This window comes from Mycobacterium sp. Aquia_213 (genome assembly GCF_026625985.1).
GTDB lineage: Bacteria > Actinomycetota > Actinomycetes > Mycobacteriales > Mycobacteriaceae > Mycobacterium.
This window is the reverse complement of sequence record NZ_CP113116.1, coordinates 3,554,331-3,568,686: the sequence shown is the minus strand read 5'-3', so window position 1 is coordinate 3,568,686 and position 14,356 is coordinate 3,554,331. Positions and strand designations below refer to the sequence as shown.

At 64.0% G+C, this 14,356-nt stretch carries 13 protein-coding genes; 7 read left to right on the top strand and 6 right to left on the bottom strand.

Going from position 1 to position 14,356, the window contains the following annotated elements:
- The first annotated feature begins 51 nt into the window (after nt 1-51).
- Nucleotides 52-1,275, top strand: coding sequence for a flavin-containing monooxygenase (locus tag LMQ14_RS16565; RefSeq protein WP_267730640.1), 1,224 nt, complete (start codon nt 52-54; stop codon nt 1,273-1,275).
- On the opposite strand, the gene LMQ14_RS16560 is transcribed toward LMQ14_RS16565, so the two are convergent.
- Together LMQ14_RS16560 and LMQ14_RS16555 are read right to left on the bottom strand one after the other, a co-directional pair.
- Complete coding sequence (locus LMQ14_RS16560; protein ID WP_267730639.1) at nt 1,272-2,099, bottom strand: DUF6065 family protein; 828 nt, start codon at nt 2,097-2,099, stop codon at nt 1,272-1,274. The two genes, LMQ14_RS16565 and LMQ14_RS16560, sit on opposite strands and share 4 nt — an antisense overlap.
- 61 nt (nt 2,100-2,160) lie before the next feature.
- Nucleotides 2,161-2,949, bottom strand: coding sequence for a DUF6065 family protein (locus tag LMQ14_RS16555; protein ID WP_267730638.1), 789 nt, complete (start codon nt 2,947-2,949; stop codon nt 2,161-2,163).
- A 149-nt stretch (nt 2,950-3,098) separates the two neighbouring features.
- On the opposite strand from LMQ14_RS16555, the gene LMQ14_RS16550 reads away from it, so the two are divergent.
- Nucleotides 3,099-3,533, top strand: coding sequence for a cellulose-binding domain-containing protein (locus LMQ14_RS16550; protein WP_267730637.1), 435 nt, complete (start codon nt 3,099-3,101; stop codon nt 3,531-3,533).
- Here the strand turns inward: LMQ14_RS16550 and LMQ14_RS16545 are convergent, their stop codons facing one another.
- Genes LMQ14_RS16545 through LMQ14_RS16530 form a run of 4 tightly spaced genes read right to left on the bottom strand, consistent with a single transcriptional unit; the run spans nt 3,534 to nt 8,372 of the window.
- On the bottom strand, nt 3,534-4,166 hold the full coding sequence (locus LMQ14_RS16545; protein ID WP_267735556.1) for a class I SAM-dependent methyltransferase: 633 nt from the start codon (nt 4,164-4,166) through the stop codon (nt 3,534-3,536).
- Between the two features lie 60 nt (nt 4,167-4,226).
- Nucleotides 4,227-7,112 (bottom strand): RND family transporter, encoded by a 2,886-nt coding sequence (locus LMQ14_RS16540; RefSeq protein ID WP_267730636.1) that lies wholly within the window; start codon nt 7,110-7,112, stop codon nt 4,227-4,229.
- Nucleotides 7,109-7,537 (bottom strand): MmpS family transport accessory protein, encoded by a 429-nt coding sequence (locus LMQ14_RS16535; protein ID WP_267730635.1) that lies wholly within the window; start codon nt 7,535-7,537, stop codon nt 7,109-7,111. The genes LMQ14_RS16540 and LMQ14_RS16535 overlap by 4 nt, the downstream gene beginning before the upstream one ends.
- A gap of 7 nt (nt 7,538-7,544) precedes the next feature.
- Nucleotides 7,545-8,372 (bottom strand): hypothetical protein, encoded by an 828-nt coding sequence (locus LMQ14_RS16530; protein ID WP_267730634.1) that lies wholly within the window; start codon nt 8,370-8,372, stop codon nt 7,545-7,547.
- Between the two features lie 733 nt (nt 8,373-9,105).
- Between LMQ14_RS16530 and LMQ14_RS16525 the strand changes: the two genes are divergently transcribed.
- The 5 genes from LMQ14_RS16525 to LMQ14_RS16505 all read left to right on the top strand — a co-directional run bounded on the left by LMQ14_RS16525 (nt 9,106) and on the right by LMQ14_RS16505 (nt 14,318).
- On the top strand, nt 9,106-10,374 hold the full coding sequence (locus LMQ14_RS16525; RefSeq protein ID WP_267730633.1) for a fatty acid desaturase family protein: 1,269 nt from the start codon (nt 9,106-9,108) through the stop codon (nt 10,372-10,374).
- 614 nt (nt 10,375-10,988) lie between these two features.
- Nucleotides 10,989-11,564 carry a bifunctional pyr operon transcriptional regulator/uracil phosphoribosyltransferase PyrR gene (gene pyrR, locus LMQ14_RS16520; RefSeq protein ID WP_267730632.1) on the top strand — a complete coding sequence of 192 codons (576 nt, stop codon included), beginning with the start codon at nt 10,989-10,991 and terminating at the stop codon, nt 11,562-11,564.
- Nucleotides 11,561-12,535, top strand: a complete 975-nt coding sequence (locus tag LMQ14_RS16515) for an aspartate carbamoyltransferase catalytic subunit (protein WP_267730631.1) — start codon at nt 11,561-11,563, stop codon at nt 12,533-12,535. The genes pyrR and LMQ14_RS16515 overlap by 4 nt, the downstream gene beginning before the upstream one ends.
- Nucleotides 12,532-13,824 carry a dihydroorotase gene (locus LMQ14_RS16510; protein ID WP_267730630.1) on the top strand — a complete coding sequence of 431 codons (1,293 nt, stop codon included), beginning with the start codon at nt 12,532-12,534 and terminating at the stop codon, nt 13,822-13,824. The genes LMQ14_RS16515 and LMQ14_RS16510 overlap by 4 nt, the downstream gene beginning before the upstream one ends.
- A complete protein-coding gene (locus tag LMQ14_RS16505; protein ID WP_267730629.1) occupies nt 13,821-14,318 on the top strand; it encodes a transporter in 498 nt (165 codons plus the stop codon). The genes LMQ14_RS16510 and LMQ14_RS16505 overlap by 4 nt, the downstream gene beginning before the upstream one ends.
- Nucleotides 14,319-14,356: the final 38 nt, after the last annotated feature.

Sequence of the window (14,356 nt, the reverse complement as noted above, 5' to 3'; positions counted from 1 at the left end):
ATGCCGGGGAGTATCTGAGATCACACGCCATCTGATTGCATACGCTACCAGATGACGATAGCTTGGGGCTATGAGGTCGAGGCGAGGAAAATGCACCAAGAACGTGCGGTAATCGTCGGCGCGGGCCCGGCTGGCGTGTCCACGGCGGTCAGCCTTCGGGATCGCGGAGTGGTACCGATCCTGCTGGAGCGGGCGGACCAGGTGGCGAATTGGTGGCGAAGCCGCGGCGAGACGGACAGACTCAATACCCCTAACCGCCTCTCGCATATGCCGGGTCGCCCATACCCCAAGCGCACGCCCACATTTCCCACCTGCAGTCAGGTCGCGGACTACTTCGCTGGCTACGCGCACCAAGACGGCATCAGGCTAATGCTGGGAATCACGGTTGAGCGCATTGATTCGCACCGGGGCGGTTGGACCGTGGTGACATCCGACGGCGATATCGCCACCGACAACGTCGTCATCGCGACCGGCCATGCGAACACCCCATACATTCCGGCGTGGACTCGGTTGGACACTTTCACCGGTGAATTGCTGCACTCGTCGGAATTCCGCGATGCCGTGGATCATGCCGGCAAACGGGTCCTGGTCGTCGGCTCGGGCCCGGGCGGCCTGGAGGCCGCTCACGCGCTGGCGCCGGTGGCGACCAAGGTGTGGCTCGCGGTTCGAAATCCGCCGAATATCCTGATACGCAATGGGTTTCAAGGCGTCTCGCCGGAGCTTATCGCAGCACCACTTTATCACGCGCCGGTTGCCGTCGCTGATGCGGTCGCCCGTTTCGTCCGACTGCGAACCGTCGGCGATCTCACCCCTTATGGCTTGCCGATCCCGAACGACGGTCCGTTCGCCGCCTGCGCGGCGCGCAACGATCCTCCGACCGTCGTCGACGCCGGCGTAATCGGTTCGATCAGGAATGGATCCATCGAGGTGGTCAAAACCATCGATAGCTTCGACCGGAGCGCCGTATCCCTGGTCGACGGCACCCGGCTAGAGCCCGATGTCGTCATCTGCGCGACGGGCTTCCGATCCGGGCTCCACGACGTCGTCGGTCATCTCGGCCTCCTCGACCACCGGGGCTATCCGATGCGACTGGCGCCCGAACCGGCCGCGCACGGGCTGTGGTTCATCGGTTATCAGTTGCGACCGTCGCTGATCGGGCATGTGGGCAAGCAGTCACGGCAGCTCGCCAAGCAGATCGTTGCGCACTCGCCTTCGTACGCCGGGATCCGCGAGAGGTGTTGGAGCACAGGTGAGTCAACCGAACCGTCTGGTTAGCCCTGTTGCGCGCGTAGGTCCTGGGACGCCTCGTGGCGCTGCGCAAAGGGTGGCGGAGCAAAGGAACGGAGGTGACGGCGAGTCTGGTGATCCGGTGCCCCGGCTTCGCCGTCTCGGTGTCTGCCTCGCGTGTAGTCGCCCTGCCACTGCACTTGCTCGCCGGCGTTGACCCGCGCTATCTGTTCGATTTGCCTTGCCCGGCTGCGGGAGCGAAGAAAGAGCTCGTACTTGCGCTCTAGCTCTTCATCGGACTCGATAGGTTTGAGTTCTGGCGCGAACTCTTCGAGCTCGCCGCGGCGTTGCGGGACGATCATGCAGATCGGCTCGTCGACTTCGAATCGCACCGGCATCAGTTTGCGGGTGAACTTCCAGCTCATGCTGAAACTCGCACTTGCCCAGTCGGTTTCGACGATGCCTTCCAACGCGTAGATGGCATCCTTCGGATAGTTTGCTGGACCGCGGACCAACAGGTTGTAGCCCGGGGGAGTGCGAAACAGCATCGGCAGATGCCAGGTCAGGATGCCGTTGCCGAAGTGGCTGGCGGGCAGGAGCTGACCGGTATCGCGCCCATGGGGTGTGATCAATACGTCCACGCCATTCTCCTGAGCCATCCACGTGGCGGTGAACGCGCACGGATTGCGCAGCTCCCAGCCGCTTTGGTTGGCGATCAGCATCGGCAAACACCGGTTCGGCCAGCCCGCACGGGCCTCTGACATCTCCGGCATCCACGGGCGGCTAATCGGTGCCGGAGCGATCGGTGGTGCGTTGTCACGGGTGGTGAACCCGATCAACGGACGGAGCGTCTCGTTGGACCTCTCACTCACGCCAGCGAGGTTAAAAGGGAAACCTGCGAATTCGCTGAATACGCCCGGGGTTTGAGCTTTATTACCGGGACTCATCCTCGGGCTGAGCAAAGGAACGAAGGCGACGGCGAGTCTGGTGATCCGGTGCCCCGGCCTCGCCGTCTCTGTGTTTGCCGCGCGTGTAGTCGCCCTGCCAGTCCACCCGGTCTCCCGCGGCGACCCTCGCTAGTTGCTCGGCATGCTTTGCCGCGTCACGTTCGCGAAGGAACAACTCATGCTTGCGCCGCAGCTCTTCATCAGCCGCGATGCTCTTGAGCTCGGGGGCGAACTCTTCGAGTTCACCGCGGCGTTGCGGGACGATCATGCAGATCGGCTCGTCGACCTCGAATCGCACCGGCATCAGTTTGCGGGTGAGTTTCCAGCTCATACTGAAACTCGCACTTGCCCAGTCGGTTTCGACGATGCCCTCCAGCGGACACACGCCGTCCTTCGGATAGTTTGCTGGCCCGCGGACCAACAGGTTGTAGCCCGGGGGAGTGCGAAACAGCATCGGCAAACGCCAGGTCAGGATTCCGTTGCCGAAGTGGCTGGCGGGCAGGAACTGATCGGCCACGTACCGATCGGGTTCGATCATCACGTCCATGCCATCCTGAGCTATCCAGGTAGCGGTGAACGCGCACGGATTGCGCAACTCCCAGCCGCTTTGGTTGGCGATCAGCATCGGCAGGCAGCGGCTCGGCCAACCCTTGTCCGCCTCCGACTGCGCAGTCATCCACGCCCGGTTAACCGAAGCCGGGGCAATCTGCGGCGCGTTATCGCCGGTGATGAACCCGATCAGCGGGCGGGCTGGCCCGCCGGCGTTGTCACTCACGCGAGTCAGATTAGCTGCGAATCCGCCGCCACGCCCACGGCGCATATCGCGGGCCAAAATTTCATGACGGTTTCGGTTGAGCAAAGGTACAGCAGCGTAGCCGCGATCCGAGGGCCGATATCGCCTGTTTGGCTTTAGTGTTGGCTGCTATGGCCGCACTGAACAGCTACGTGAAACGCTGGCGCACAGCGCTTCAGGTAACCGTGTCGGCATTGTTGGTTGCCATCCTCGGACTCGCCAGCGCACCCGCGGCTCATGCGGCCGCGGCCATGGCGACGTTGCAGGTGGAACATACGTGGCAGACCGGTTTCATCGCCCACTTCACCGTCACCAACCCGAACATGTCGTCGCTGGCCGACTGGAGGATTGACTTCGATATGCCGGCGGGACAATCGGTCTTGCACGCGTGGAACAGCACCGTTACCCAATCCGGCACGCACTATGTGGTCACCCCCGCGAATTGGGATCGCGAGATTGGTCCCGGCGGTACCGCCACGGGTGGTTTCCGGGGCGTGCTGAGCGGTACCTACACGCCACCGTCGAATTGTGTGGTCAACGGGCAATATTCTTGCACCGTGGGGTAGTCAGCGCCGCTGCGCGCGTACATACCAGAACGCCATTTCGATTTCGCTGCCGTCGACCTCGCGTCGCACCGCGGCGGGTTCCAGGGCTTCGATATCCCACCCGGCGCCGCCGAGCACGTCGCGCAGCGTCTGCTCGGATACCGCGGGCCGTGGCCGCTCCGGATCGGGCGGGTTGGCGTCGGAGAAGCAACTGATTAGCAGCGTGGCACCCGGTTTGGTGGCGCGGTGTGCGGCGGCGGCGTAGCTGCGCTTGCCCTCGTCGTCGAGGCAGTGAAACATGCCGCTGTCGACGATGGTGTCGAACGCGTCGGTGTAGCCCTCGAGCTTGGTGGAGTCGGTCACCGCGAATCTGATGTCCACTCCGGCGTCCTTGGCGCGGCGCTCGGCGGTGATCAGCGCGGTCGGGGAGATGTCCAAGCCGGTCACGACATACCCGTTGCGGGCCAGGTACACGGCGTTGTCGCCGAGCCCGCAGCCGATGTCCAGGACATTGCCGTGGACCCAGCCGCCGGTGTGCCAGCCGATGACATTCTCCTTGGGTGCCTTGGTATCCCAGGGCGGTGTGGTCATCGGTGGGATGCCCTCGCCCGGGCTCTCGCCGCGGTACAGGGCGTCGAAGTCCATGCGTTGCAATCCGGACGGAAAGCCGGAGGGGTTACTGCCTGTCATTTTCGCCAGCGTAGCGGCCGAACGTCATTCGGTGGTGGGTGCGCTCACGGCGTACTCGGCGGCCGGACGCTGCTCGACGGCAGCCGGACGGGCGGGCCGCGGCGCGGCGTGGGTGGGGACCTGGCGGGGCCACCAGAACCAGCGCCCCAGCAGGGTCGCGGCGGCCGGCATCATGAACGAGCGCACGATCAGGGTGTCGAACAACAGCCCGATCATGATCGTGGTGCCGATCTGGCCGACGACGCGCAGATCGCTGGTCACCATCGCGCCCATCGTGAACGCGAACACCAGTCCGGCAGTGGTGACGACCCCGCCCGTGCTGCCCATCGATCGGATCATCCCGGTCTTGAGTCCCGCTCCGACTTCCTCCCGGAATCGCGCGGCCAGCAGCAGGTTGTAGTCCGATCCCACGGCCAGCATGACGATGATGGCCATCGCGAGCACCAGCCAGTGCAACGGCTGGTGCAGCATGTGCTGCCAGATCAGCACCGACAGGCCGAACGATGAGCCCAACGAGATCGTGACCGTTCCCACGATCACCGCGGAGGCGACCACACTGCCGGTGATGGCCAGCATGATCATGAAGATCAGGCAGAGCGACGCGGTCGCAGCGATCATCAGGTCGTACATCGACCCGTCGTGCTCGTCCTTGTAGGTCGACGCGGTACCCGTCAGATAGATGTTCGCGGCGGCCAGGGGAGTGCCCTTCACGGCCTCGTCCGCGGCTTGCCTGATCAGATCGATGTGCGAAATCCCCTCGGCCGTCGCGGGGTCACCCTTGTGGGTGATGATGAACCGCGCCGAGCTGCCGTCCGGGGACAAGAACATGGTCAGGCCGCGCTGAAAGTCCGGATTCTCGAACGCTTCCGGCGGAAGGTAGAAGAAATCGTCGTTCTTGGCACCGTCGAAGGCTCGTCCCATCACGGTCGCGTTGCGCGTCAATGCGTCCATCTGGGTGATCAAGCCGGAGAAGGTGCTTGTCGCGGTCTGGGCGAGCTCTTTGACCGTCTGCATCGCCGCGATCAGCGGGGGCATCTGCGCCGCCATTTGCGGCATCAGCCGGTCGAGCTGATCGGTGTGGTGTGCCAGGTTGCCGACATCCTCGCTGAGCCTGTCGATCCCGTCGATTCCGTCGAACAACGAACGCAGTGACCAACACAGCGGAACATCGAAACAGTGTCGCTCCCAATAGAAATAGCTCCGGATGGGCCGCCAGAAGTCGTCGAAATCGGAAAGGTGATCCCGCAGTTCGTCGGTGGTGGCCCGCATCTGCTGGGTGTCGGTGGCCATGCCATGGGTCACGTTCGTGAGCTGTCGCGTCAAGTCTTGGATGTGCAACGAGACGTCGATCATGTGCTGCAGCTCGTTGGTCATCCGGGACATGTCCGCGATGCGTTCCCGCATGGTGTTGAGGTTCTCGATCGCAACGGCACTCTGCGCACTGATCTGGAACGGGATCGAGGCGTGGTCGATCGGGGAGCCCAGCGGCCGGGTAATGCTTTGCACCCGTGCGATACCGGGGGTGTGGAAGACACTGTGGGCGACCCGGTCCAGGATGAGCATGTCGGTCGGGTTACGCAGGTCGTGATCGGCCTCGATCATCAGCAGCTCGGGTTCCATGCGGGCCGCCGCGAAGTGGCGGTCCGAAGCCTCGTAACCGATGTTCGACGGTGTGTCCGCGGGGATGTAGTAACGCCCGTTGTAGCCGGTCTGGTACATCGGCAAGGCGATCAGGCCGATCAGCGATACCAGGATCGCCGCGACGAGCACCGGGCCGGGCCACCGGACCACAACCGTGCCGATCCGGCGCCAACGCCGGGTGCTCGCTTGACGTTTGGGGTCGAATGCTCCCAATCGGCCGCCCACGGCGATCACGGCGGGCGCGAGGGTCAGTGAGGCCACGATCACCACGAGTATCGCGAGTGAACACGGCCAGCCGAGGGTGTTGAAGACCGGAAGCCGGGTAAAACTCAGGCAGTACATCGCCCCGGCGACGGTCAGCCCAGACGCCACAATCACATGGGTCGTTCCGTGAAACATGGCGTAGTAAGCCGGTTCCCGGTCCACGCCGGCTGCCCGCGCCTCCTGGTAGCGACCGATCAGGAAGATGATGTAGTCCGTCGAGGCCGCTATCGCCAGTGCCACAAGCACATTGACGGCAAAAGTGGATAGGGCGATGACGTTGTTGTTGGCCAGGGTCGCGATGATGCCCTCGGCCGTGAGCAATTCGACACCTACCGTCAGCAGCACCAACACCACGGTGCTCACCGAGCGATACGTGATGAGCAGCATGATCGCGATCACGACGACGGTGATCAGGGTGATCTTTTCCAGGCTGCGGTCGCCGTAGGTGTGTTGATCGCCTTCGAGCGGGCCGGGGCCGGTCACATAGGCCTTGATTCCGGGCGGGGCCGGCATGCCGTCCACAATGCGCTCAACCGCGCCCACCGACTCGTGCGCCATCGAGCTGCCTTGGTCGCCGGCCAGGTACAACTGGACATACGCGGCTTTGCCGTCGGTGCTCTGTGATCCCGCCGCGGTCAGGCTGTCGCCCCAGAAGTTTTCGACGTGCTCTATGTGGGCCTTGTCTTCGCGCAGTTTGGCGATCAGCGAGTCGTAAAACCGGTGTGCGCTCTCGCCCAGCTTGTCTCGCCCCTCCAGCACCACCATCGCCGTGGTGTCGGAATCGAACTGCTGAAAATTCCTGCCGATGCGCTTCATCCCGATCAGCGACGGCGCGTCGTGGGCGCTGAACGAGACCGCATGCTTTCCGGCGACCTCGGACAGCGGCGGTGTCACCGTGTTCATGACGGCACACAGCGCCACCCAGAACAGAATGACGGCCACCGCCAGCCAGCGGACTGTCCGGGCAACGGTATGCAGCGGCCCCGCGTCGGAATCGGCTGTCACGCGGATTTCACCAGGCAGCTGGTCGCGGCATTGTGCGCCTGGACCGTAAGTTCATCGCGGACAACGTCATTGACAACGATGCGACATCCGAGATGTTCGCTGTTGCCCTGCGCCACGACGTTGGCCACCACCGCGCTGAGCGTGGTGTCGATCCGCAACGTCCACGGGACCGTCGCGTTGTTGACCTCCTGTGGCTGCGCGTCGGCATCCAAATAGTGGATGGTGGCCGTCGCGCCGGCCGGGCCGAAGATCTGGTAGACGACGTGCTTGGGGTTGAACGCGACGATCGCGTCGGCGTTGCTCTTGTCCGAATCATGTTGATGGGAACCGAAAATTCCGTGCAGCCGGGTAACGGTGAGGGTACCGACCGTCAGGACGACAACCATGACGATCGGCACCCAGATGCGTTGGAGAATGCCGGTCATGGAACGTTCATCGGTCCAACCGCGCGCGCAGGGCACGAGCGAATCCACCGGCGATGTTGGCCACGTCCAGCGGCGTCCAGGCCAGCAGCGCTTCGCCTTCGGCAAAGCGCGGGTTGAGTTCGGTGTAGAACCGCACCTCGGGATCGTATTCGAGTCGGCGCAATCGCGACGGGTGATGCATCTTGCCGATCGAGCCCACCACCCAAGGGTTTTCGCCCATCACGGTGTAGTGGCGACCCGCGCTGATCGCTTGGACCAACTCTTCGATATCGGTGGGTGTCGGGTATCTGCGGTTGGGGTAGACCCGCGGCATCTTCGAGGCGAGTAGGCGGTAAACCGCCGGTGTGGTACAGCGGGTGAGGTAGCCCACCGGAATTCGCGGATTACGCAGCTTCGCCCGGGTCGCTTGGCCCAAGCCGAACAATATGCTTCGTACCCCGCCGTGATAGCCGGGTCGGAAGAACCCGCCCGCGGTGAACACCGCGAACGTGCGGCCCGCGTGCTCGATGTGCTCGATGCCGGCGAACGAGAACCCCACGAGTTCGTCGTGCACGCCGTAGCAGAGGATGAGGTCGATGTCGCCGGCGCTGAACATCACCTCCTCGAGTTCATCGCGCGTGCAGCCGTACAGGGTGTCGCTGAAGATTGCGTAGAGCTGGTCCATCAGCTCGGAGCGCTGCGCGCTCTGCAGCGATTTCGACCGCAGGTAATTGCTCCGCACAATGCGTCCGGAACGGACGCCGCGCGCGGGCCGTACCGGAAGTGACGACGAGACAGCGGTCGTGAGAAGCGATTCCGCGTCCGAATTCATTGCCAATGAAATATCGGTGCCCATGGCAACCCCTTTATGCGCGCAGTCAACGAGAAGGCCGCAGTTCAATTTGCTTTCTAGCGGTTGACATCTTCGCATCGTCGCGAAATTTCTGCAACCGAAATAGCAGCGCCATGCCATTCCTCACTACGTTTGCCCGTCGAGACACCGCAGGGCGCATGATCGATCTCATCTCTGCTCGGATGATCACGTGTGCACGTGTCGCGGTTGTGACACGACACGTGTCCGCGACTGCCGCGGAACATGGACTCCGCACCCATCACGGGGTGTTGCGGCCCGAGCGTAACGCCGGAGATGTTTGGTGCGCAGGTCGATCGAGTGTGATGAAAAGCACTGCGAAAAAGTATTTTTCGGCGATGCTATTCCTGGCTGTCATGCTATGGCTCTGGCCGGCCGCGCACCCCGGGCGGTGCCGCGAGCCGCTTAGGCGGGCCACTGTCAGCGCGGTCACATTCTTTCTCGGCGCTTGAATGTTCCGCGTAGTCCGTCTTCGCACCGACGTGGCGCCGTGGTCGGGAGCTACCGGAGCCTACTTTGCTGATTGGTGCATCGAGTATATGGGCCGTAGTCGAGTGCAGGTTCTTTTCGGCAATGCGTAACCCATAATTAAATGGCTGTTGCCTTATGCGCTTGAACTTCCGTCAATGTTTGAGCATTGGCCGCTTTTTAAGGAAAGGTCGTGCCGCAGAATTGATCGTGTTATGCCCGAGACATCAGCGGTGGGAAGGGAAGCCCGGTGGCGGTCAGCGATTTAGAGGTATTTGCACACCTCACCGAAGCCGACATCGAAAGCCTGGCCGTCGAGCTGGATGCGATCCGCCGCGCCGTCGAGGATTCGCGCGGTGAACGCGATGCCCGCTACATCCGCCGCACCATCGCAGCGCAGCGGGCGCTGGAGGTGACCGGCCGGGTGCTGCTAGCCGCCGGTTCGCGCCGCTCCGCCTGGTGCGCAGGCGTGCTTGCCCTGAGCGCCGCCAAGATCATCGAGAACATGGAGATCGGCCACAACGTCATGCATGGCCAATGGGACTGGATGAACGACCCCGAGATTCACTCTTCCACCTGGGAGTGGGACATCGTTGCACCGTCCAAGCACTGGCGCTATGTCCACAACTTCATGCATCACAAGTACACCAACATCCTTGGTATGGACGACGATGTCGGCTTCGGCACGTTGCGCGTGACTAGAGACCAGCGCTGGACGCGGTACAACGCTTTCAATTTGATGTACATCGCGGCGATGGCCGTCGCGTTTGAATGGGGAATCGCGTTGCATCACTTGGAGGTTGGCAGAACCTTCAAGGGCAAGATCGGTCGTGAGATCGCCAAGGCGCGGCTGCGCGAGGTCGGCGTCAAAGTCGGTCACCAGGTGTTCAAGGACTATGTCGCCTTCCCGGTCCTGACCTCGTTCTCGCCGGGCGCGACGTATAAGTCCACCGCAAAAGCCAACGCGCTCGCCAATGTGCTCCGCAACCTGTGGACTCACACCGTGATCTTCTGCGGGCACCTTCCCGACGGCGCCGAGAAGTTCACCAAGTCGGACATGATCGGCGAGCCGACGGGCCAGTGGTACCTGCGCCAGATTCTGGGCAGCGCCAACTTTCACGCGGGCCCGGTGCTGCGGTTCATGACCGGCAACCTGTGCTACCAGATCGAGCATCACCTGTATCCCGACCTGCCGAGCAATCGGCTCGCCGAGATCTCGGCGCGGGTGCGCCAGGTGTGCGAGAAATACGATCTGCCTTACACCACCGGCCCATTTCTGCTGCAGTACGCCAAGACGCTGCGGACCGTCGCCAAGTTGTCGCTGCCGGACAAGTACCTGCGCGACAACGCCGATGATGCATCGGAGACCCGCAGCGAGCAGATGTTCGCGGGCTTGGCAACGGATTTCGCGAGCACCGACCCCGCGACGGGGCGCCGGCGTGGTCTCAATACCGCAATCGCCACGGTGCGTGCCCGCCAGCGGGACGCCTGGACGAGTCGCCAGCGCGCCGCGCGGTGAAGTGATGATTTGCGTGCAGTCAGCATGCGAACTCGCGGCGCGCATGACAACTCCAATTCAGAAATTAAATAGCCGGCAGAATGCCGTGCCATGGAAATCCTCGCATAGGGCCAAAACCTTTGCAACAGATAATTCTCGATGAATTCGTGCGGTCTTATCAATGAATTCGGGGTTGAGGTTCCGTTCGCCCGAGATTCCGTCACGATGATGCGAACGACGGTTTTCGGCCCGGCATAGCCCCAGGCCAAGCGCCATCACCCGGCTCGGGACGATTAAGCTATCGGTGAATTGTTGGTAACCTTCTGTTCGGCTTATTGTGCCGCATCGCGCTCGTGAGTGCGCTATTATACAAAAATTTAACAGCGCGCTGAAAATTCAGGCCGTGTAGGTCGGTACGCGCATTTTTCTGCGGCAGGGTGACCAATCTTCTGGATCGTCATGCCGGGCGGTCATTTCGGAATGGGGAATCGGTTGTTGCCGCGCTGTCGTGCCGCGGCGCTCGGGGCCTGGCGCGTCCGGCGTCGTCGGGCGAGTCGCGGAATGCTACGCTGCCCGACAGTCGACATCCTTTAACGATCCGTCCGGAGAGGCGGAGAAGGAGGTCAAGGTTTCGCATGAGTGCCGCGGGTGATTCCGCATCCGGCCGCGAATTGATGTCGGCGGCCGACGTCGGCCGAACCATTTCCCGTATCGCGCATCAGATCATCGAAAAGACCGCGCTCGATGGTCCCGACGCGCCGCACGTGGTGCTGTTGGGAATCCCGACCCGCGGGGTGACCCTGGCCGCGCGGCTGGCCGCCAACATCGGTGAATTCTGTGGTGTCGAGGTCGGCCATGGGGCGCTCGACATCACTTTGTACCGTGACGATTTGATGACCAAGCCGCCCCGCCCGCTGGAGGTCACGTCGATCCCGGCCGGTGGCATCGACGACGCGCTGGTGATTCTCGTCGACGACGTGTTGTATTCCGGGCGCTCGGTGCGCTCCGCGCTGGACGCACTGCGCGACGTGGGCCGACCGCGGGCCGTGCAACTGGCGGTGCTGGTCGACCGTGGCCATCGCGAGCTGCCGGTGCGCGCCGACTACGTGGGTAAGAATGTGCCGACCTCGCGCACCGAGAGTGTGCATGTTCAGCTGCGCGAGCACGATGATCGCGACGGCGTTGTCATCTCGCGGGACGGGGCCGAATGACCAGACATCTGCTGGCCGCCGGCGATCTCAGTCGTGACGATGCCACCGCGATCCTGGACGACGCCGACCGGTTCGCGCAGGCTCTGGTCGGGCGCGAGGTGAAGAAGCTGCCGACGCTGCGCGGGCGCACCGTGGTGACGATGTTCTACGAGAACTCCACCCGCACCAGGGTGTCGTTCGAGGTGGCCGGGAAGTGGATGAGCGCCGACGTGATCAACGTCAGCTCCTCCGGATCGTCGGTGAGCAAAGGGGAGTCGCTGCGCGACACCGCGTTGACGCTGCACGCGGCCGGTGCCGACGCGCTGATCATCCGGCACCCGGCCTCCGGTGCCGCGCACCTGCTGGCCGATTGGACCGCACGCGGCGACGGCGAAGAAGGTGGCCCGTCGGTGATCAATGCCGGCGACGGCACCCACGAACACCCGACGCAGGCGCTGCTGGACGCGTTGACCATCCGCCAGCGGCTCGGTGCCATCGAGGGTCGGCGCGTGGTGATCGTGGGCGACATCCTGCACAGCCGGGTCGCTCGCTCCAACGTGATGCTGTTGGCCACGTTGGGCGCCGAGGTGGTGCTGGTGGCGCCGCCGACACTGCTGCCGGTCGGCGTCGAGGGCTGGCCGGCCACCGTCTCCTATGACTTCGACGCGGAGCTCCCCGCCGCGGATGCCGTGTTGATGCTGCGGGTGCAGGCCGAGCGGATGAATGGCGGGTTCTTCCCGTCGGTGCGCGAATACTCGGTGCGCTACGGCCTTTCGGACCGGCGCCAGGCCATGTTGCCGGGCCACGCCGTCGTGCTGCACCCCGGCCCGATGGTGCGCGGCATGGAGATCGCGTCGTCGGTGGCGGACTCATCGCAATCCGCGGTGCTGCAACAGGTTTCCAACGGCGTGCACGTGCGGATGGCCGTGCTGTTCCACGTGCTGGTCGGTACCGATTCTGCGGAGCAGAAGGCAAAAGAGGTGGTGGCATGAGTGTGCTGCTTCGCGGAGTCCGGTTGTACGGCGAAGGCGATCGAGTCGACGTCCGGATCGACGACGGCCAGATCGCCGAAATCGGGGCCAAGCAGGCTATCCCGGATACCGCCGACGTCATCGACGCCACCGGTCAGGTGCTGCTGCCCGGGTTCGTCGACCTGCACACCCACCTGCGCGAGCCCGGCCGCGAATACGCCGAGGACATCGAAACCGGTTCGGCAGCAGCGGCTTTGGGTGGATACACGGCGGTGTTCGCGATGGCGAACACCAAACCGGTGGCCGACAGCCCGGTGGTCACCGATCACGTCTGGCATCGCGGCCAGCAGGTCGGCCTGGTGGACGTGCACCCCGTCGGCGCGGTCACGGTCGGACTGGCCGGATCCGAGCTCACCGAGATGGGCATGATGGCCGCCGGCGTCGCACAGGTGCGGATGTTCTCCGACGACGGCAGTTGCGTGCACGACCCGCTGATCATGCGCCGCGCGCTGGAATACGCCACCGGGTTGGGCGTGCTGATCGCCCAGCACGCCGAGGAGCCGCGACTGACCGTCGGCGCGGTGGCGCACGAGGGGCCCACGGCCGCCCGGCTCGGACTCGCGGGCTGGCCCCGGGTGGCCGAGGAATCGATCGTCGCCCGCGACGCGCTGCTGGCTCGCGACGCCGGCGCCCGCGTGCACATCTGCCACGCCTCCACTGCGGGAACGGTCGAGCTTCTGAAATGGGCTAAGGGGCAAGGCATTTCAATCACCGCCGAGGTGACGCCGCATCATCTGTTGCTGGATGACAGCAGGCTGGTCAGCTACGACGGGGTGAACCGGGTCAATCCGCCGCTGCGTGAGGCAGCCGACACGATCGCGTTGCGTCAAGCACTGGCCGACGGGGTAATCGACTGTGTGGCCACCGACCATGCCCCGCACGCAGAGCACGAGAAATGCTGCGAGTTCGCCGCCGCCCGCCCCGGCATGCTGGGGCTGCAGACCGCGCTGTCGGTGGTGGTGCAGACGATGGTGGCACCCGGATTGCTCACCTGGCGCGATGTCGCTCGGGTGATGAGCGAAAACCCGGCGCGCATAGTCGGATTGCCCGATCACGGCCGGCCGCTGGAAGTAGGGGAGCCGGCCAACCTGACCGTGGTGGACCCGGACGCGACCTGGACGGTCACCGGTGGCGACCTGGCCAGCCGCTCGGCCAATACTCCGTACGAGTCGATGACCTTGCCCGCCACCGTGACCGCCACGCTGCTGCGCGGAAAGATCACCGCTCGGGACGGGAAGAGCCCGGCATGAATTCCGCAACGCTGGTGGGGTCGCTGATCTTCGCGGCCGTGCTGGTCGTGGTCATCGCGGTGGTCATCCAGCTGATGATGCTGGGCTGGCGGCGGCGCTCGCTGCGCCAGCAGGAACTGATCGGCAACCTGCCCGCCATACCCGACGAGGTGGGCATGGCGACCACCACACTGCGCGGTGTCTACGTCGGGTCGACGCTGGCCCCGGAATGGAATGAGCGGGTCACGGCCGGTGATCTCGGGTTTCGCAGCAAGGCGGTGCTGAGCCGCTATCCCGAGGGAATCCTGTTGGAACGCATCGGCGCCAACCCGATTTGGATTCCGCAGAGCGCAATTTCCGAAGTGCGCACCGAACGCGTGCTGGCCGGCAAGCTCGGCGCCCGCAGTGGGATATTGGCCATCCGGTGGCGGCTACCGTCGGGCGTCGAAATCGACACCGGGTTCCGGGCCGGCAATCGCGGCGGATACGACGGTTGGCTCGAGGAGGCTGCGTGAGCCGCGCCGACGACGATGCAGCACGCAGTAATGAGGAG